The following is a 17635-nucleotide window of genomic DNA, read 5'->3' as shown; positions in this document are numbered from 1 at the left end:
CCGTCACCATGGCCGCTACACTGCCCGCCCATCCGTCATCCGAGAGCGTCGAGCGCATGTCCCGCGTGTCTCCCGAGGGCCCTGTGCCCGTTCGCCGGCCGCGCGCGCCCTGGGGCGACGCGCTCTTCGCCGCTCTGGCCCATGGCGCGGTCTGGCTGACGCTGGCCCTGCTGGCGGGCATCATTGGCTCGCTGGTCATCGGCGCTTGGCCGGCGATCCAGGAATTCGGCATCGCCTTCCTGTGGTCGGCGGAGTGGGACCCGGTGCAGGAACGCTTCGGCGGCCTGGTGATGATCTACGGCACGGTGGCCAGCTCGCTGATCGCGCTGCTGATCGCCGTGCCGGTGAGCTTCGGCATCGCGCTGTTCCTGACCGAACTCGCCCCCGGCTGGCTGAAGCGGCCGCTGGGCATCGCGGTGGAACTGCTGGCGGCCGTGCCGTCCATCGTCTACGGCATGTGGGGCCTGCTGGTCTTCGGGCCCATCCTGGCCGAGTACGTGCAGCAGCCGCTGCAGCAGGCCTTCGACGGCGTGCCGCTGCTCGAGGCCCTGGTGTCCGGCCCACCGGTGGGCATCGGCATCCTGTCGGCCGGCATCATCCTGGCCATCATGATCATCCCCTTCATCGCGTCGGTGATGCGCGATGTGTTCGAGGTCACGCCGCCGCTGCTGAAGGAGTCGGCCTACGGCCTGGGCTCCACGACCTGGGAGGTCGTCTGGCAGGTGGTGCTGCCGTACACGAAGACCGGCGTCATTGGCGGCATCATGCTCGGTCTCGGCCGCGCGCTGGGCGAAACCATGGCCGTCACCTTCGTCATCGGCAACTTCAACCAGCTGGAGTCGCTGTCGCTGTTCGAGGCGGCCAACAGCATCACCTCCGCGCTGGCCAACGAGTTCGCCGAGGCCACCGAGGGCCTGCACCAGGCGTCGCTGATCTACCTGGGCCTGGTGCTGTTCTTCATCACCTTCGTCGTGCTGGCCCTGTCCAAGGTGCTGCTGATGCAGCTGCAGAAGAGCGAGGGGAGCAAGGCATGAGTCCCACCACTGCAGCCGCAATGGATTCGGCCCGCCGCGCGATGTACGCCCGGCGCCGGCGCGTGAACGCCGTCGCCCTGACGCTGTCGCTGGCGGCGATGGCCTTTGGCGTGTTCTGGCTGATCTGGATCCTCTTCGAGACCGTACGACTGGGCATCGGCGGGTTGGCGGTGAGTGTGTTCACCGAGATGACCCCGCCGCCGCAGGCCGAAGGCGGTGGTCTGGCCAATGCCATCTTCGGCTCGCTCGTGATGGTGGCGCTGGCCACCGCCGTGGGCACGCCGGTGGGCGTGATGTCCGGTGTCTACCTGGCCGAGTACGGGCAGGGTCGTCGGCTGGCCAGCCTCACGCGCTTCATCAACGACATCCTGCTGTCGGCCCCTTCCATCGTCATCGGCCTGTTCATCTACGCCGTGGTGGTGGCGCCGATGCGTGGCTTCTCGGCCTGGGCCGGGGTGCTGGCGCTGGCGCTGATCGTGATCCCGGTGGTCATCCGCACCACCGAGAACATGCTGCTGCTGATCCCGAACTCGCTGCGCGAAGCGGCCTACGCGCTGGGCACGCCGAAGTGGCGGGTGATCCTGACCATCACGCTCAAGGCGGCGCGTGCCGGCGTCATCACCGGCGTGCTGCTGGCGGTGGCGCGCATCGCCGGCGAGACGGCGCCGCTGCTGTTCACGGCGCTGTCCAACCAGTTCTGGACCAGCGACCTCGGCGAGCCGATGGCCAGCCTGCCGGTCACGATCTTCAAGTTCGCGATGAGCCCCTACGAGAACTGGCAGCAGCTCGCCTGGACCGGCGTGTTCCTCATCACCGCCGGCGTGTTGCTGCTCAACATCGCAGCGCGCGTGCTGTTCAAGAAGAAGCACTGACCGGATTCGAACGAGTTCCCCCATGGAAGCCCTGCATACCCTGGCCCCCGGCGAGACCGCGAAGATCGCCGTGCGCGACCTGAACTTCTACTACGGCAAGTTCCACGCGCTGAAGAACATCAACCTCGACATCCCGGAGCGCAAGGTCACCGCGTTCATCGGGCCGTCGGGCTGCGGCAAGTCGACGCTGCTGCGCAGCTTCAACCGCATGTTCGAGCTCTACCCCGAACAGCGGGCCGAAGGCCGGATCGTCGTCGACGGCGGCAACGTGCTCGACCGCGGCGTGGACGTCTCGCTGCTGCGCGCGCGCATCGGCATGGTCTTCCAGAAGCCCACGCCGTTCCCGATGTCCATCTACGACAACATCGCCTTCGGTGTGCGCCTGTTCGAGCGGCTGCCGCGGGTGGAGATGGACGAGCGCGTGGAATGGGCGCTGAAGAAGGCGGCCCTGTGGAACGAGGTCAAGGACAAGCTCGGCCAGAGCGGTGCCGGCCTCTCCGGCGGCCAGCAGCAGCGGCTGTGTATCGCGCGCGGCATCGCGATCAAGCCCGAGGTGCTGTTGCTCGACGAACCCTGCTCGGCGCTGGACCCGATCTCCACCGGCAAGATCGAGGAGCTGATCACCGAGCTCAAGAACGACTACACCGTGCTCATCGTCACCCACAACATGCAGCAGGCCGCGCGCTGCTCCGACTACACCGCCTACATGTACCTGGGCGAGATGGTGGAGTTCGGCGCCACCACCGACCTGTTCATGAAGCCGAAGAAGCGCGAGACCGAGGACTACATCACCGGGCGGTTCGGCTGAAGCGCCGGCGGCCTGCAGGAGCCATACGATGAGCGACAAGCACCTCTCCACCCAGTTCGACAACGAGCTCAGCGGCATTTCCAGCCGTGTGCTCGAGATGGGCGGCCTCGTCGAGGCCCAGGTGGCCCAGGCGGTCCAGGCGCTGGCGGCCTTCGACGGCGAACTCGCCGCCCAGGTGCTGCGCGAGGAGGAACGGGTCAACCAGATGGAGGTCGAGATCGACCGCGACCTGTCCACCATCATCGCGCGCCGCCAGCCGACGGCGCGCGACCTGCGCCTGCTGATCGCGGTGAGCAAGGCCATCGCGAACCTCGAGCGCGTGGGTGACGAGGCGGCGCGCATCGCGCGCGCGGTGGACAAGCTGATCGCGTCGGGTCTGCCGTCCAGGCTGCGCCTTCCGGTGGGCGACTTGCGCTTCGAGTCGGAACTGGCCATCGCGTCGCTGCGCCGTGCGCTGGATGCCTTCGCGCGGCTGGACACCCAGCAGGCGCTGGAGGTGCTCAAGCACGACGACCAGATCGATGCCGAGTTCGACGGCCTGCTGCGCAAGCTGGTGACCTACATGATGGAGGACCCGCGCACGATCTCGTCGAGCATCGACCTCGTCTTCGTGGCCAAGGCCATCGAGCGCGTCGGCGACCACGCCAAGAACCTGGCGGAGGCCGTGATCTACGTCGTCAAGGGCACGGACGTGCGGCACCACACCGTGCAGGCGGTCGAGGACGCCGTCAAGTGACGGGCCGGGCAGGGTGGTGACACGGGTCCTGGTCGTCGAGGACGAGCCGGCGATCGCCGAGCTGGTGGCGCTGAACCTGCGCCATGCCGGCTACGAGGTGGCGCTCGCCGGCACGGCCGAGCAGGCGCAGGCCGACCTCGACCGCCAGCTTCCCGATCTGGTGCTGCTGGACTGGATGCTGCCGGGCTCGTCCGGGCTGCAGCTGGCACAGCGCTGGCGGGCGCAGCCGCGCACGCGGGACCTGCCGGTGATCATGCTCACGGCGCGCCACGCAGAGGCCGACAAGGTGGCCGGCCTCGACGCGGGTGCAGACGACTACCTGACCAAACCCTTCTCGCCGCAGGAGCTGCTGGCGCGCATTCGCGCCGTGCTGCGGCGGCGCTTGCCCGAGGCGCTGGAGGCGGCGCTGGAGAGCGCAGGCCTGAAGCTGGACCCGGCGACGCGCCGCGTGACCTACACGCTCGGCGGCACGACCACGGAACTGCGCCTGGGGCCGACGGAGTTCCGCCTGCTGCACGTGCTGATGGCCCATCCGGAGCGCGTGCACAGCCGCGCCCAGCTGCTGGACCGCGTCTGGGGCGACCACGTTTTCATCGAGGACCGCACCGTCGACGTGCATGTCAAGCGGCTGCGCGAGGCTCTGCAGCCTGCCGGCCTGGCGGCGCGGGTGGAAACCGTGCGTGGCGCTGGCTACCGGTTCGTGCAGCCACCATCGGAGACGACCGCATGAGCAGCGCACGCAGCGCACGCAGCGGCCAGGCGCGTGTGCCGACGATGGCAGCGCGGAGCGTTGCCCGGTGAGCTGGGTGGCCACTCGCGTGCTGGCCGTGCTGGGCGCGGGTGGTGCCGGTGCGCTGGCCGGTCTGCTGGTCGGTGGCCTGAATGATCTGCCCCGGGTTGGCGCCGTGGCAGGGGCAGTGCTGGCCATCGGGGCGGTTGTCGGCCGCGACGCGTGGCGTGGGCGCCGCCTGCTGAAGTGGCTGCGTGGGTCGCTCGACGGCAGCGCGCCACGGGACGCCGGCTTCTGGGGTGAGGTGGGCTACCGCGTCGAGAAGGGCCTGAAGGCCCGCGAGCGCCGCGCGGAGGCCGAGCGCGAGCGCCTGGCGCAGTTCCTGTCCGCGATGGAAGCCTCGCCCAACGGCGTGCTGCTGATCGACGCCGACGAGCAGATCGACTGGTGCAACTCTGTGGCCGCGCTGCATTTCGACCTCCAGCCCGACCGCGACCGCCGCCAGCGCGTGACCAACCTGGTGCGCTCGCCGGCGTTCAAGGCGCACCTGGACGCCGGGCGGTGGCAGGAACCGGTGGTCTTCGTGGCGCCGGATGGCCACACGACGCTGTCGGTGGTGGTGCGCCAGTACGGTGACGGGCTCAAACTCGTGCTGTCGCAGGACATCACCGAACGCGAGCGGCACGAGGCGATGCGGCGCGACTTCGTTGCCAACGTCTCGCACGAGATCCGATCCCCACTGACCGTGCTGTCGGGCTTCGTGGAGTCGATGGCCACGCTGCCGCTGGATGCGGCCGAGCGCCAGCGGGTGCTGGCCCTGATGGGCCAGCAGACCGAACGCATGAAGACGCTGGTGGCCGACCTGTTGACGCTGGCGCAGCTGGAAGGCAGCCCTCGGCCGGCGCCGGACCGCTGGGTTGCGCTGCCTGCGCTGTTCGAACAGGCGCTGGCCGATGCGCGCGCCTTGTCGGGCGGACACCACCATGTCAGCGCCACGGTGGTCGATGGCTGGGCGTTGGCCGGCAGCGAATCGGAACTGCTCAGTGCCGTGGGCAACCTGCTGAGCAACGCCGTGCGCTACACGCCCGACGGCGGGCGTATCCGCCTGAACTGGCTGCCCCGTGCCGATGGCGGTGGGGCCGTCGAGGTCGTCGACACCGGGCCCGGCATCGCGCGTGAACACCTGCCGCGGCTGACGGAGCGCTTCTACCGCGTCGACGGCAGCCGGTCGCGGGAAACCGGTGGCACCGGCCTGGGGCTGTCGATCGTCAAGCACGTGATGCAGCGCCATGGCGGCGCCATCGAGGTGGACAGCGCGCCGGGGGCCGGCTCCACCTTCCGGCTGGTGTTTCCGCCGGCACGCGTGCGCCGCGATGCGCCTGGCCTGCCGCCGGTGCAGGGCGGCCCGATGCTCAACGTGGCAGGCGACGCCACAGCACGGTGAGTTCCTCGCGGTCCGTCGGCCGACGGACTGCAGCCTGCAACACCCAGCCCGCGGGCGCGGGCGGTGGCTGCGCGCCGCGCGGCTGGTCGCGCAGCACCTTCAGCTGCCATCCGCAGTCGGCATCGGCCCGGGCCTGTACGCGCCAGGGCCCGTGCACTTCCAGCGCGGCCACCAGGGCCATCGGCAGATCGGGCGCGGCCAGGCAGTCGGGCGATGCCGACAGGTGTGGGCGCAGGGTCTCGACCCAGGGTGATGCGCTGCGTGCGTGGTCGAGCAGCGGGCGCCACAGGCTCATCAGCAGCAGCCACACCAGGGCCACGCCACCGGCGGGCAGGACCATGCTCTTCCACACCGCCTCGCGGTGACGCCCGGTGCGCCAGTGCACCAGCCACAGCCAGACCCCGCTGGCCAGCAGGGCCGGCAGCAGGTCGGCCCACAGGAACGCCGGTGCGAAGTCCGGTGCCAGCTTGGCGACGTTGGCGGCGGGCTTGGCGGGCACCCCGGTCATCATGGCCACGTAGATCACCCACACGGCAATGGCGCAGGTGGTGAAGAAGCACATCGACAGCCAGTCGATCGCGGCGGTGGCGCTGCGGCGAAGCGTGGGCAGGGCGAAGGCGGCCAGCACGGCGGCACCGGGCAGCGCCAGCAGCAGTGCGCGGTCGGAGCCGCGCATGGCCAGGTTGGCGGCCAGCGCGGCCACCAGCAGCACCAGTGGCACCGCGACGTGCCGATGACCCAGGTGCCGCCGCCAGCGCCAGAGCGTCCACAGGACAGCCGGCCAGGCGGGCCACAGGAACCAGAGCCACTGTCGGCCGATGGACCATGCATCGCCCGGGCTCCAGCCACTGCCGACGCGCCAGGCCCAGGTGCCGCCGAGTGTTGCCAGCGTCACCGCGAGCAGCGTGGCGCCAGCGACCCAGCGCGCCATCACGCGCACCTCGGCATACCCGGATTGCCGACAGACCACGGTGCCGCCGATGCCGGTGATCAAGGCCACGGCCGGGGCGCCACACACGGCCAGCGTCGGCCAGGCGATCAAGGCGGCCACGCGCGCCAGTCGCGGCCGGAACGGTGCGGCGGCCAGCGCCCACAGCACGCCGGCCATGGCGGCCAGCTGGGCCAGTTCCGGGGTGGTCTCGTGGCCCATCTGCAGCAGGCCCAGCGTGGCGATGAAGGCGAGTAGCGCAGCGTCGGCCATGGCGCGCGCATAGTCGACCGGTGCCGCTTCGCCACCGAAGGCAAAGGCCACCGGCTGGGCGGCCTCGGTGCGCGCCAAGTGGTAGGCGGCGTACCAGAGGAGCACCAGCGTCGCCGCCAGCAGCAGCGCGAACGGCAGGCGTGCAGCCAGCGGGCCGCCCAGCAACGGCCCCAGCAGGGTCACGCTGGCGGCGCCGAGCCAATGCGGCAGCAGCGGCGTGTCCAGCGGCATCCCGCCCAGGGTGGGGTTCAGCCAGCCGGTGCGACCGCTGGCCATGGCCTCCATCAGCGCGTAGGCCGTCAGGTCGGCATTGCGCCAGGGATCGCGCCCGAACAGGCCCGGCAGCACATAGGCCGCGCACAGCAGCAGCAATGCGAGACGCGGCAGCGGCACCGCACCGCGCCGTGTGACCAGGGCAGGGGTCGGCGTGTTCACGCGGCGGATGATGTCATGCAGTACGAACGGTTCCGGCAGGCGCAAAAAAGGCAGCCGCAGCTGCCTTGTTCCAGGAGGTGGCCCGCAGGCTCACTTCTTGCCGCTGAGGTGCGCAAACTTGTTGCGGAACTTCTCGACGCGGCCACCCAGGCTGTCCACGCTCTTCTGCGTGCCCGTGTAGAACGGGTGGGTCTCGCTGGTCGTTTCCAGCTTCATCAGCGGGAGTTCGCGGCCGTCGTCGAGCTTGATCGTCTCCTTGGTCTGCAGGCAGGACCGGGTGACGAACTGGAAGCCGTTGGACAGGTCCACGAAGCAGACGTCGCGGTAGTTGGGGTGGATGCCTTCTTTCATGGGAGCCTCGGATGTTGCCGGGAGCCACGCCGCACCATGCAGCGCACTTGCCGAAGAGGGAAACAGCGGATTATAGGGGGAACGGAGCGGGTGACGAGGCCAAGGGGTGCGGGGCGTCTGCACGGCTTCTCAGAACCCGGCCGGTTCGTCATGCACGAAACAGTCCGCAGGGACCACTTCCCGTCCTGACTCGTCCACGGTCTCGCAGAGCTCGACCGGCTCGCGAGGCGTGGAACAGTCCTCAAGGACTGTTCCACGTCCACGCTCCTCCACGGCTTCGCAGAGCTCAGCCGGTTCGTCAGGCACAAAACGGTCCGCAGGGACCGTTTCATGTCCTGACTCACCCCCCGCGGCGCATCATGTCGAAGAAGTCGATGTTGTTCTTCGACGCCTTCATCTTGTCGAGCACGAACTCCATCGCCTCGATCTCGTCCATGTTGTAGAGCAGCTTCCGCAGGATCCAGGTCTTCTGCATGATCTCGGGCTTGAGCAGCAGTTCCTCACGGCGTGTGCCCGACTTGTTGATCAGGATCGACGGGTAGACCCGCTTCTCGGACATGCGGCGGTCGAGGTGGATCTCGCAGTTGCCGGTGCCCTTGAACTCCTCGTAGATGACCTCGTCCATCTTCGAGCCGGTGTCGATCAGCGCGGTGCCGATGATGGTCAGGCTGCCGCCTTCCTCGACGTTGCGCGCGGCGCCGAAGAAGCGCTTGGGGCGCTGCAGCGCGTTGGCGTCCACGCCGCCGGTCAGCACCTTGCCCGACGACGGCAGCACGTTGTTGTAGGCGCGGGCCAGGCGGGTGATGCTGTCGAGCAGGATCACCACGTCCTTCTTCAGTTCCACCAGGCGCTTGGCGCGCTCGATGACCATCTCGGCCACCTGCACGTGGCGCGCCGCCGGTTCGTCGAAGGTCGAACTGATGACCTCGCCGCGCACGGTGCGCTGCATCTCCGTCACTTCCTCGGGGCGCTCGTCGACCAGCAGCACGATCAGGTGAGCGTCCGGGTAGTTGGCCATCAGCGCGTGCGCCAGGTGCTGCATCATCATCGTCTTGCCGCTCTTGGGCTGCGAGACCAGCAGTGCACGCTGGCCTTTGCCGATGGGCGCGATGAGGTCGATGATGCGGCAGGTGACGTTCTCGGCACTGGCCTTGATGTCGCGCTCGAGCCTGAACTGTTCCTTCGGGAACAGCGGGGTCAGGTTCTCGAACATGATCTTGTGCTTGGACTGCTCGGGCGACAGGCCGTTGACGCGGTCCACCTTCACCAGCGCGAAGTAGCGCTCGCCGTCCTTGGGCACGCGCACCTCGCCCTCGACCATGTCGCCGGTGTGCAGGTTGAAGCGGCGGATCTGGCTCGGCGACAGGTAGATGTCGTCGGTGCTGGCCATGTAGCTGGCTTCGATGCTGCGCAGGAAGCCGAAACCGTCGGGCAGCACTTCCAGCACGCCGTCGCCGAAGACCTGCTCGCCGGCCTTGGCGCGCTTCTTCATGATCGCGAACATCAGCTCCTGCTTGCGCAGGCGGGCGACGTTCTCGATCTCCAGTTCCTCGCCCATCTTGATGAGCTCGGAGACATGCTGGGACTTCAGTTCTGACAGGTGCATGGGGATGGGCCCTCAGGTGGGGCGCCGGTGTCCGGACGCCGGCCTGCCAGACGCGTCATCGCGGTTCAGGCGGCCGGGGTCGACCCGGTGGGACTTCGGTGGGAGGAGCCCAGCGCGCTCGGGAGGCGGGGCCGACAGGTCGATGTCGTGGCCCTGTGCGCGCTGGTGTTGCCGCGGCCGGCTGCCGCGCCTGGTCAGGCGCCGCCGGCTCGGGCCGGATTATAGATGCGCGTCGAGGAAGGCGGCCAGTTCGGCCTTGGGCTTGGCGCCGACCAGCGAACGCACCAGCTCGCCGTTCTTCCACAGCTGCAGCGTCGGGATGCCGCGGATGCCGTACTGCGCCGGCATCTCGCGGTTCTCGTCGACGTTGAGCTTGGCGATCTGCAGCCGGCCCTCGTAGGTCTTCGACAACTCGTCGAGCACCGGGGCGATCATCTTGCACGGGCCGCACCACTCGGCCCAGTAATCGACCAGGACCGGCTTGTCAGACTTCAGCACATCGGTGCCGAAGGTCGCGTCGGTGACGTGCTTGATCAACTCACTGCTCATGGGGGTTCTCCTGAGGAAACAGCGGCCCGCCCCGGCTGGCGCAATGGGCGACCACTCGCGGTGCAACGGGCACACGGCACGACCAGTGACGGTCGGACGCTAGGCTGCCCGGGAATTCTGACATAAAGGCCCGGCGGCCGATGCCGTCGCGTCCAAGGCACCCGGACCGCCCGAACGTCACCGATGCGCCGGCGCACGTGAACAACACGCGGATAGCCGGGCTGTTCATGGGTTCGCCGCTCACGGATGGGCGTCCAATCGGATCCGATGACTGCCGCTGCCCCGCCGTCGCCCCAGGCCACGTCCGCGCGTGCGCAAGCCGTGCGCACGTTCGGTCGCTATCAGCTGTTGCAGTTGCTGGGCAAGAGCGAGCAGACCATGGCCTGGCGCGTGAACGATCCCCGCAGCGGGCAGGACCTCGTGCTCGTGATGCCGCGGCACCAGCCCCAGACCGCCGCCGCGCTGGACGCCTGGATCGCCGCCGTTCGGCGTGCCGGGAGGCTGAGCCACCCCAACCTTGCGGCGGTGGTCGACAGTGGTGTGGTCGACCACTGGCCCTTCGTGGCGCACGACCCGCGGGACGATGCCACGTTGTCCGAACGCATCAGCCGCAAGGGAGAGCCGGCCCCGGACGTCGCTGCCTGGGCGGTCCAGGGCCTGGAGGGCCTGGCCTTCGCCCACGATGCCGGCGTCGCGCACACCGACCTGCAGCCGTACTTGGTGCTGGTGTCGCCGCAGGGCCAGGTGCGCCTGATGGGCGCGGCCGTCGCCATGCCACCTGACGCAGCATCGGGCGCGACGGACGCGGCCAGCCTGGCGGCCCAGCGTGATGCCGCCCAGCGTGACGTGCTGGCCTTTGGCCTGATCGTCCATCACGCGCTGGCCGGTGCTCCGGCACTCGACCAGCCCGACGTCGGACTGGCCCTGCGCGAACTGCCGCCCTGGGGCCGCGAGATCATCCGGCTGCCTTTCACCACCGGCCAGCCCGTGCCCGACGCGCTGCGGGCCATCGTCAACCGCGCGACCGACCGACAGGAGCGCCAGCGTTACCGCAACGCACGCACGCTGCTGCGGGCCCTGCAGGGCTGGCTGAAGACCGATGCCGACGGCGGTGCCGGCCCGCTGGCGCTGCTGCTGGACCGCCTGCACGCCGTGGGCCTGCTGCCAGCGTCCCCGGGCGTGGCCGATCGGGCCGCGCGGCTGGCACTGATGGAGCGTGAGCGCACCATCGAACTCGCCGGCATCGTGCTGCAGGACCTGGCACTGACCTTCGAGATGCTGCGTGCGGTCAACACCGCCCAGGTGCGTGGCGGACAGGTCGCCGGTGCCGGCCCGGTGCTCACGATCCGCCGTGCCATCGCGATGCTGGGGCTGGACGGCGTTCGCCGTGCCGCCCTGTCCCTGCGTGCCTGGCCCGGGCCGCTGGACGAGGCCAACGCCACGCGGCTTCAGCAACAGTTCGACCGCGTCAAGCGTGCCGCCCGCGTTGCTCAGAGTCTGCGGCCCGCCGGCTACGACCCCGAGGTCGTCTACCTGGTCACGCTGCTGCAGAACCTCGGGCGGCTGGCGGTGCATTACCACTTCCCCGACGAGGCGCAGCAGATCGCGCGCCTGATGCAGCCGGCGCCGAACCCGAAGGACGGCGAGCCGGACGACCCGGGCATGACCGAGGAGGCGGCATCCTGGGCGGTGCTGGGCACTGGCATCGACGACCTGGGCGTGGCCGTCGCGCGCCATTGGGGCCTGGACACCGCCGTGCAGCACATGGTCAGGCGCCTGCCACTGTCGGCGCCCGTACGCCAACCCGACACCGATGACGACACCCTGCGCCTGACCGCCAGCTGCGGCATCGAAGCCGTCGACGCGCTGGCGCAGCCTGCGGCGCATGTGCAACAGGCCCTGCAGCGTTTGCTGCAGCGATACGCCCGCCCGCTGGGCCTGACCTTGAAGGATCTGCAGATGGCACTCGAGCTCCTGCCCGCCGGCGCCGACGACGTCGCCCGGAGGGCAGCGTGAACGCGGCGCACGTGGCAGGGCGTCGCGTAGGCCGGTTCGAGCTGCTACGCCAGCTGGGCCGCGGCGCGCAGGCCACGGTCTGGCTGGGCTACGACGCGCGGCTGGACCGTGAGGTCGCGATCAAGCTGCTCGATCCCCAGGCCGCCGAACTGCAGGAATGGCTGCACGAGGCCCGAGCCGTCAGCCGGCTGACCCACCCGAACATCGTGCCGGTGTTCGAGGCCGACACCGCCGATGGCCAGCCCATGCTGGTGTTCGAGTACGTCGACGGTGGCACCCTGGCCGATGCGCGCCGTGGCAAGGGACCGATGCCGCCGCGTGAGGCGGTGGCGCTGATGACCGGCGTGCTGGCCGCGCTGGCCGCGGCGCATGCGCAGGGCATCGTGCACCGCGACCTGAAGCCGTCCAACCTGCTGCTCTCCACCGATGGCCGCGCACGCGTGATGGACTTCGGCATCGCGGCACGCGTGGCCGGTGGCGGCGACGGCCGCATCGCCGGCACGCCGGGCTACATGTCGCCCGAGGCGGCGCGTGGCGAGCCGCCAGCGCCGCAGATGGACGTCTTTGCCGCCGGCATGCTGCTGGGCGAATTGCTGGCGGGCATGCCCCTGATGCGCGAGCGTGACCCCTACCGCGCCATCCACCGCGTGCAGCACGAGGACTTCGCCGTGCCAGCGCATGTGCGCATCGACGACACGCTGCGCGCCATCGTGGCCCGTGCCGTGGCCCGCGACCCGCGCCAGCGCTACGACGGTGCGGCCTCGTTCCGGGATGCCCTTGTCGCCTGGGCCAACCCCACAGAGCAGGGCGATGCCGCGGCCGGCGGCGGGCACGGCACGCTGGAGTTCCTGCTCCGGCGCATGAAGCACAAGCGGGACTTCCCGGCGCTGGGCGAGTCCATCGTTCGCATCCAGCGTATCGCCAGTTCCGAGACCGAGAGCCTGGCCAGCCTGTCGGCCGAGATCCTGAAGGACGTGGCACTGACCAACAAGCTGCTGCGCATGGTCAACACCGTGCACTTCGCCAACGCAGGGGCTGGCAACATCAGCACCATCTCGCGGGCGGTGGCCCTGGTCGGCTTTGCCGGCATCCGCAACATGGCGCTGTCCGTGGTGCTGCTGGACCACATGCAGGACCAAGAGCACGCAGCACAGATCCGCGAGGAGTTCCTGCGCGGCCTGATGGCCGGCACGCTGGCTGCCGAACTCACGCCCAACCCGCGCGAGGCCGAGGAGACCTTCATCGGCGCCATGTTCCAGAACCTCGGGCGCATGCTGACGCAGTACTACTTCCCGGAGGAGGCGCAGCAGATCCGGCAGAGCACCAAGGGGTCGGGCATGGCGGCCGAGGACAAGGCCGCCGTGAAGGTGCTGGGCCTGAGCTATGGGGAACTGGGCGTGGGCGTGGCCAAGTCCTGGGACCTGCCCGACACGCTGCAGCGCATGATGGCCATGCCCGACGGGGAGCCGCCGGCCAAGGGCGTGGACAAGGGCACCGAGCGCCAGCGCTGGATCGGCCGCATCGCCAACGAGATCACCGACACGATGCTCGGCGACGACGTGGCCGGTGTCGATGCGCGCATCGGCCGCCTGGCCGACGAGTTCGCCCCGGCGCTCGGCCTGCCGCGGCGCACCGTGCTCGGGGCCGCCGAAGCCGCCCGGGAACGCCTGACCCAACTGGCCGACGCGCTCGGCCTGCACGTGACGCCCGACGCGCCGGCCAGCCGGCTGATGGTGCCGCCGCACGAGGCGCCCACCGACACGCTGGCCCCGCACCAACTCACCGCCACGGCGCATTCGCCGCTGGACGACGGCCTGACCATCGTGCTCGACGACCGGCCCGCGGACGAGCCCGCCGGCCCACCGGCGTCGGAACTGCTGGCCTCGGGCATCCAGGACATCACCAACAGCATGGTGGCCGACGGCTTCAAGCTCAACGAGGTGCTGCGCATGGTGCTGGAGACCATGTACCGGGCCCTGGGCTTCCGTCGCGTGATCTTCTGCCTGCGCGACCCGAAGACCGAGACGCTGACCGGCCGCTTCGGCCTCGGCGACGATGTCGACGCGGTCAAGGCCGCGTTCAAGGTGCCGCTGAAACCCGCCGGGGCGCCCGACCTGTTCACCGCCATCTGCACCAAGGGCATGGACACGCTGATCGCCGATGCCACCGCGGCCAACGTGGCGCAGCGCCTGCCGGCCTGGTACCGAAGCAGCGTGAATGCCCCGACCTTCCTGCTGCTGCCGATGGCGATGAAGGGCAAGACCTTCGCGCTGATCTACGCCGACAAGGGCAGACCGGGCGGCATCGAGGTCGACGAGAAGGAGCTGTCGCTGCTGCGCACGCTGCGCAACCAGGCGGTGATGGCCTTCAGGCAGCTGGGGTCCTGACGCCTGCTCGGCGAGCACGGCCTTGCGCCGCGGCGTGGGGTGAAGGGTGCCGAGCCTGACCCCGGCACTGGTTGCAACGCTGAGGGCTGCTTGGTTCCCCACCTGACCCGGTTGGGCGCGCTTCCATGCGGGGAGGCCCGGCGGGACGCATTCTAGCCACAGCGCCGGATCGACCGGCGTGTGTGGGCCTTCAGCGCAGTTGCAGCGCGTCCGCGTCCCAGGTCAGGTTCAGCGGTTCCACGATCAGGCGCTTCGGGCCGACTTCCACGCTGCCAGCCACCCAGGCCGGCACACCGCAATCGCGTGCCAACTTCACGGTGCGTTCCGCGTCTTCGGCCGACACGTAGAGCGCAAATCCGGCGCCCATGTTGAGCGTGCCGTAGGCTTCCTCGTCGTCCTGCTGTGCCTGCTGCTGGATGAAGCGCAGCACCTGGGGTACCGGGGGCACATCGGTGATCCGGTACGTGAACGTGCCCGGGTGGCGCAGCAGCTTGCGCCAGCCGTGACCGGTGATGTTGGCCGCGTAGTGCGGCACGATGCCGTCCTTCGCCAGCGCCTCGGTCACCGGCGAGTACAGCACCGTGGGCGCCAGCAGGGCCTCGCCGTAGGTGCTGCCGTCCGCCAGCGGCGTCAGGTAGCCCTGCGGAAGCCGCTCCACCAGCTTGCGCGCCAGGCTCAGGCCGTTGGCGTGGATGCCGCTGGAGGCCAGCAGCACGATGGCGTCGCCCTCCGCGAGCCGGTCGCCCAGCGTCAGCCGTGTCTTGGGGTTCACGAGGCCTGTGCAGGACGCGGCCAGGTCGATGCGGCCAGCTTCCACGATGCCGGCTAGCGCCGGCGTCTCGCCGCCGCCCCAGGCCACGCCGCAGACCTCGCAGGCACGCTTCCAGCCGTCCACCAGGGCCTGCGCGCGCGCGGCGTCGCCGAACCAGTCACTGCCGCCGGCCGCCCAGTAGGCCTGCACCACCAGCGGTGTGGCGCCCACGGTGATGAGGTCGTTGACCGCCATCGCGATCGTGTCCTGCGCGATGCCGGCATAGAAGCTGCGGCCCGTGAGGCGCTGCATCTCGTCGGCCACCAGGGCCTTGCTGCCCAGGCACTCGACGATGCTGGCCAGGTAGAACGGGCCGACATCGACCACGTAGGCTGACTCGCCGCGCGACGCGGCCACTTCGCCGAAGCCATGGGCGCCCAGCAGCGGCGCCGTCGACGCGGCCGCACGCTGCGCGGCCACCTTCAACGGGTCGATCAGGTCGTAGACGACGCCGGACTGTTCGTAGGTCAGCGGGGTGCTGGGGGCAGGGGGCGATGCCGGGGTCTCGGCAGGGGTCTCAGCGCTCATGGGCCGGGATTATCGCCGGGGGCCCACCCGTAGAATGACCGCGATGTCGTACGTCGTCCTGGCCCGCAAGTACCGGCCGCGCAGCTTTGCCGAGATGGTGGGGCAGCCGCATGTCGTGCAGGCGCTGGGCAACGCGCTGGAACGCGGCCGGCTGCACCACGCCTACCTGTTCACCGGCACGCGGGGCATCGGCAAGACCACCATCAGCCGCATCCTGGCCAAGAGCCTGAACTGCACCGGGGCCGACGGGCAGGGCGGCATCACCGCCGAACCCTGCGGCGTGTGCCCGGCGTGCACGGCCATCGATGCCGACCGCTACGTGGACTACATCGAGCTCGACGCTGCCAGCAACCGCAGCATCGACGAGATCCGCGATCTCATCGAGCGTGCCGCCTACAAGCCCAGTGTCGGCCGCTTCAAGGTCTTCATGATCGACGAAGCGCACCAGCTCACCAAGGACGCCTTCAACGCCCTGCTGAAGACGCTGGAGGAGCCGCCCGAATACCTGAAGTTCGTGCTGGCCACCACCGACCCGGAGAAGATGCTGCCGACGGTGCTCAGCCGCTGCCTGCAGTTCAACCTGCGGCCAATGGCGCCGGAGACGGTGCAGGGCCACCTGGAGACCGTGCTGAACGCCGAGGGCGTGCCCTTCGAGCCGGCGGCGCTGCGCGTGCTGGGCAAGGCCGCACGCGGGTCGATGCGCGATGCGCTGTCGCTCACCGACCAGGCCATCGCCTACGGCGGCGGCCGGGTCGACGAGGCCGTGGTGCGCGGCATGCTCGGCAGCGTGGACCGCAGCCAGGCCGCGGCCCTGCTGCAGGCCCTGGCCGAGCGCGATGCCCCAGCCCTCTTGCAGGGCGTGGACGCGTTGCGCGCAGCCGGCCTGTCGGCCGCGGCCACGCTGGAGGCCATGGCGACGCTGCTGCAGCAGGCGGCAGTGGAGCAGGCCGTGCCCGGCGCACTGGACGACACCGACCCCGAAACCCCGGCCGCGCGTGCGCTGGCGGTGCAGATGCCGGCCGACGAGCTGCAGCTGCTCTACAGCATCGTCGTGCATGGGCGGCCCGAGCTGGCGCTGATGAGCGACGAATATGGCGCGCTGACGATGGTGCTGCTGCGCCTGTTCGCCTTCCCGGCGGCAGGTTCGGCGCCGCCGGCCGCGCGGCCGGCCCGCGAACAGCCGCTGCGAGCGCCGCCGCCGCCGGCGATGGCGGTGCGGCCACCCGCGCCCCTGGCTGCGGACCCGTCGCCGCCTCGGGCCGTCGATCCGGCACCCCCATCGCCGGCTCGCGTGGCCGAGCCACAGCCCCGCGCGACGCCGCCCGCCGCGCCGGCCGTGGCGGTTGCGCCGCCAGAAGCGCCGGCCGACCCGGCGCTGGGCGACCGGTGGCAGGCGCTGGTGACACAGCTCATCGATGCCGGTGCCATCACCACGCTGACGCGCGAGCTCGCCTGGCAGGCCGGCCTGGTGCGCGTGGACGGCACGCGCTGGACCCTGCAGGTGGAGCGCGAGACCCTGCGTGCCCCGGCGCTGGCCGAGCGCCTGGCCGCCGCGCTGACCGACCTGAGCGGCGGCACCATTTCGCTGACCGTGCAGCCCGGCGCGCCGGCCGACACGCCGGCGCGGCGCGAAGCGGCCGAACGCGAACGCCGCCAGCGCGAGGCCGAGGCCGTGATCCGCAACGACCCGCTGGTGCAGGACCTGCTGGCCCAGTTCCCGGGCGCCCAGCTCGTGCCCGGTTCGATCAAACCCGTCTGACCCCCTTCGAGAAAGAGGTTGCCGCCATGATGAAGAACCAGCTCGCCGGCCTGATGAAGCAGGCCCAGGCCATGCAGGAGAACCTGAAGAAGGCCCAGGAGGAACTGGCCACCATCGAGGTCGAGGGCCAGTCGGGGGCCGGCCTGGTGAAGGTGCTGATGACGTGCAAGCACGACGTCAAGCGCGTCACCATCGACCCCAGCCTGTTCGACGAGGACCGCGACATGCTGGAGGACCTGGTGGCTGCCGCCTTCAACGACGCCTTGCGCCGTGCCGAGGAGACCAGCGCCGAGAAGATGGGCAAGCTCACCGCCGGCCTGCCGATGCCCGGCGGCATGAAATTCCCGTTCTGAACCACGGGCGCCGAC

General features: G+C 70.1%; 15 protein-coding genes and 1 other RNA gene. 10 read left to right on the top strand and 6 right to left on the bottom strand.

Features of this window, described 5'->3' with window-relative positions; translation table 11 throughout:
• Positions 1–56: 56 nt before the first annotated feature.
• The 6 genes from pstC (at position 57) to phoR (ending at position 5624) form a co-directional block, all read left to right on the top strand.
• The gene (gene pstC, locus ENE75_RS15535; protein WP_128199247.1) at positions 57–1034 is read left to right on the top strand and encodes a phosphate ABC transporter permease PstC; all 978 of its coding nucleotides are present in this window, start codon (positions 57–59) and stop codon (positions 1032–1034) included.
• Positions 1031–1906 (top strand): phosphate ABC transporter permease PstA, encoded by an 876-nt coding sequence (pstA, locus tag ENE75_RS15530; RefSeq protein WP_128199246.1) that lies wholly within the window; start codon positions 1031–1033, stop codon positions 1904–1906. Before pstC ends, pstA begins: the two co-directional genes overlap by 4 nt.
• A gap of 22 nt (positions 1907–1928) precedes the next feature.
• Complete coding sequence (gene pstB / locus ENE75_RS15525; RefSeq protein WP_128199245.1) at positions 1929–2714, top strand: phosphate ABC transporter ATP-binding protein PstB; 786 nt, start codon at positions 1929–1931, stop codon at positions 2712–2714.
• Positions 2715–2742: 28 nt separating this feature from the next.
• On the top strand, positions 2743–3450 hold the full coding sequence (gene phoU, locus ENE75_RS15520; RefSeq protein ID WP_128199244.1) for a phosphate signaling complex protein PhoU: 708 nt from the start codon (positions 2743–2745) through the stop codon (positions 3448–3450).
• 16 nt (positions 3451–3466) lie between these two features.
• Positions 3467–4180 (top strand): phosphate regulon transcriptional regulator PhoB, encoded by a 714-nt coding sequence (phoB, locus tag ENE75_RS15515; protein WP_128199243.1) that lies wholly within the window; start codon positions 3467–3469, stop codon positions 4178–4180.
• Positions 4181–4247: 67 nt separating this feature from the next.
• Complete coding sequence (gene phoR / locus ENE75_RS15510; protein ID WP_233259111.1) at positions 4248–5624, top strand: phosphate regulon sensor histidine kinase PhoR; 1377 nt, start codon at positions 4248–4250, stop codon at positions 5622–5624.
• Here phoR and ENE75_RS15505 read toward each other — a convergent pair.
• The 4 genes from ENE75_RS15505 to trxA form a co-directional block, all read right to left on the bottom strand.
• Positions 5593–7260 carry a hypothetical protein gene (locus ENE75_RS15505; RefSeq protein ID WP_128199241.1) on the bottom strand — a complete coding sequence of 556 codons (1668 nt, stop codon included), beginning with the start codon at positions 7258–7260 and terminating at the stop codon, positions 5593–5595. The genes phoR and ENE75_RS15505 overlap by 32 nt on opposite strands.
• A gap of 90 nt (positions 7261–7350) precedes the next feature.
• Positions 7351–7611: a type B 50S ribosomal protein L31 gene (locus ENE75_RS15500; RefSeq protein WP_128199240.1), complete on the bottom strand. Its 261-nt coding sequence runs from the start codon at positions 7609–7611 to the stop codon at positions 7351–7353.
• A gap of 340 nt (positions 7612–7951) precedes the next feature.
• The gene (gene rho / locus ENE75_RS15495) at positions 7952–9217 is read right to left on the bottom strand and encodes a transcription termination factor Rho (RefSeq protein ID WP_128199239.1); all 1266 of its coding nucleotides are present in this window, start codon (positions 9215–9217) and stop codon (positions 7952–7954) included.
• A 219-nt stretch (positions 9218–9436) separates the two neighbouring features.
• Complete coding sequence (gene trxA / locus ENE75_RS15490) at positions 9437–9766, bottom strand: thioredoxin TrxA (RefSeq protein ID WP_128199238.1); 330 nt, start codon at positions 9764–9766, stop codon at positions 9437–9439.
• A 267-nt stretch (positions 9767–10033) separates the two neighbouring features.
• Here trxA and ENE75_RS15485 point away from each other — a divergent pair, with 267 nt between their 5' ends.
• Both ENE75_RS15485 and ENE75_RS15480 read left to right on the top strand, forming a co-directional pair.
• Complete coding sequence (locus tag ENE75_RS15485) at positions 10034–11782, top strand: serine/threonine protein kinase (RefSeq protein ID WP_233259110.1); 1749 nt, start codon at positions 10034–10036, stop codon at positions 11780–11782.
• Positions 11779–14169 carry a serine/threonine protein kinase gene (locus ENE75_RS15480; RefSeq protein ID WP_233259109.1) on the top strand — a complete coding sequence of 797 codons (2391 nt, stop codon included), beginning with the start codon at positions 11779–11781 and terminating at the stop codon, positions 14167–14169. Before ENE75_RS15485 ends, ENE75_RS15480 begins: the two co-directional genes overlap by 4 nt.
• Positions 14170–14214: 45 nt before the next feature.
• Here ENE75_RS15480 and ffs read toward each other — a convergent pair.
• Both ffs and ENE75_RS15470 read right to left on the bottom strand, forming a co-directional pair.
• Positions 14215–14311: signal recognition particle sRNA small type (gene ffs / locus ENE75_RS15475), an RNA gene on the bottom strand.
• 48 nt (positions 14312–14359) lie between these two features.
• Entirely contained in the window at positions 14360–15508 is a 1149-nt protein-coding gene (locus tag ENE75_RS15470; RefSeq protein WP_128199237.1) for an AIR synthase-related protein, read from the bottom strand.
• Between the two features lie 43 nt (positions 15509–15551).
• Between ENE75_RS15470 and dnaX the strand changes: the two genes are divergently transcribed.
• Complete coding sequence (gene dnaX / locus ENE75_RS15465; RefSeq protein ID WP_128199236.1) at positions 15552–17267, top strand: DNA polymerase III subunit gamma/tau; 1716 nt, start codon at positions 15552–15554, stop codon at positions 17265–17267.
• Between the two features lie 26 nt (positions 17268–17293).
• Complete coding sequence (locus ENE75_RS15460) at positions 17294–17620, top strand: YbaB/EbfC family nucleoid-associated protein (protein WP_128199235.1); 327 nt, start codon at positions 17294–17296, stop codon at positions 17618–17620.
• The last annotated feature ends 15 nt before the right edge of the window (positions 17621–17635 follow it).

The sequence above is a fragment of the Rubrivivax albus genome (assembly GCF_004016515.1).
In the GTDB taxonomy this organism is placed as follows: Bacteria; Pseudomonadota; Gammaproteobacteria; order Burkholderiales; family Burkholderiaceae_C; genus Rubrivivax; species Rubrivivax albus.
The sequence above is the reverse complement of the archived record's forward strand: the minus strand, read 5'-3'. Positions and strand labels throughout refer to the sequence as shown.

What these genes read in the sequence shown, in the direction of transcription:
- pstC (WP_128199247.1), top strand. Translation starts at nt 57, where the DNA reads ATGTCCCGCGTGTCTCCCGAGGGCCCTGTGCCCGTTCGCCGGCCGCGC.
- pstA (WP_128199246.1), top strand. Translation starts at nt 1,031, where the DNA reads ATGAGTCCCACCACTGCAGCCGCAATGGATTCGGCCCGCCGCGCGATG.
- pstB (WP_128199245.1), top strand. Translation starts at nt 1,929, where the DNA reads ATGGAAGCCCTGCATACCCTGGCCCCCGGCGAGACCGCGAAGATCGCC.
- phoU (WP_128199244.1), top strand. Translation starts at nt 2,743, where the DNA reads ATGAGCGACAAGCACCTCTCCACCCAGTTCGACAACGAGCTCAGCGGC.
- ENE75_RS15500 (WP_128199240.1), bottom strand. Translation starts at nt 7,611, where the DNA reads ATGAAAGAAGGCATCCACCCCAACTACCGCGACGTCTGCTTCGTGGAC.
- rho (WP_128199239.1), bottom strand. Translation starts at nt 9,217, where the DNA reads ATGCACCTGTCAGAACTGAAGTCCCAGCATGTCTCCGAGCTCATCAAG.
- trxA (WP_128199238.1), bottom strand. Translation starts at nt 9,766, where the DNA reads ATGAGCAGTGAGTTGATCAAGCACGTCACCGACGCGACCTTCGGCACC.
- ENE75_RS15485 (WP_233259110.1), top strand. Translation starts at nt 10,034, where the DNA reads ATGACTGCCGCTGCCCCGCCGTCGCCCCAGGCCACGTCCGCGCGTGCG.
- ENE75_RS15470 (WP_128199237.1), bottom strand. Translation starts at nt 15,508, where the DNA reads ATGAGCGCTGAGACCCCTGCCGAGACCCCGGCATCGCCCCCTGCCCCC.
- dnaX (WP_128199236.1), top strand. Translation starts at nt 15,552, where the DNA reads ATGTCGTACGTCGTCCTGGCCCGCAAGTACCGGCCGCGCAGCTTTGCC.
- ENE75_RS15460 (WP_128199235.1), top strand. Translation starts at nt 17,294, where the DNA reads ATGATGAAGAACCAGCTCGCCGGCCTGATGAAGCAGGCCCAGGCCATG.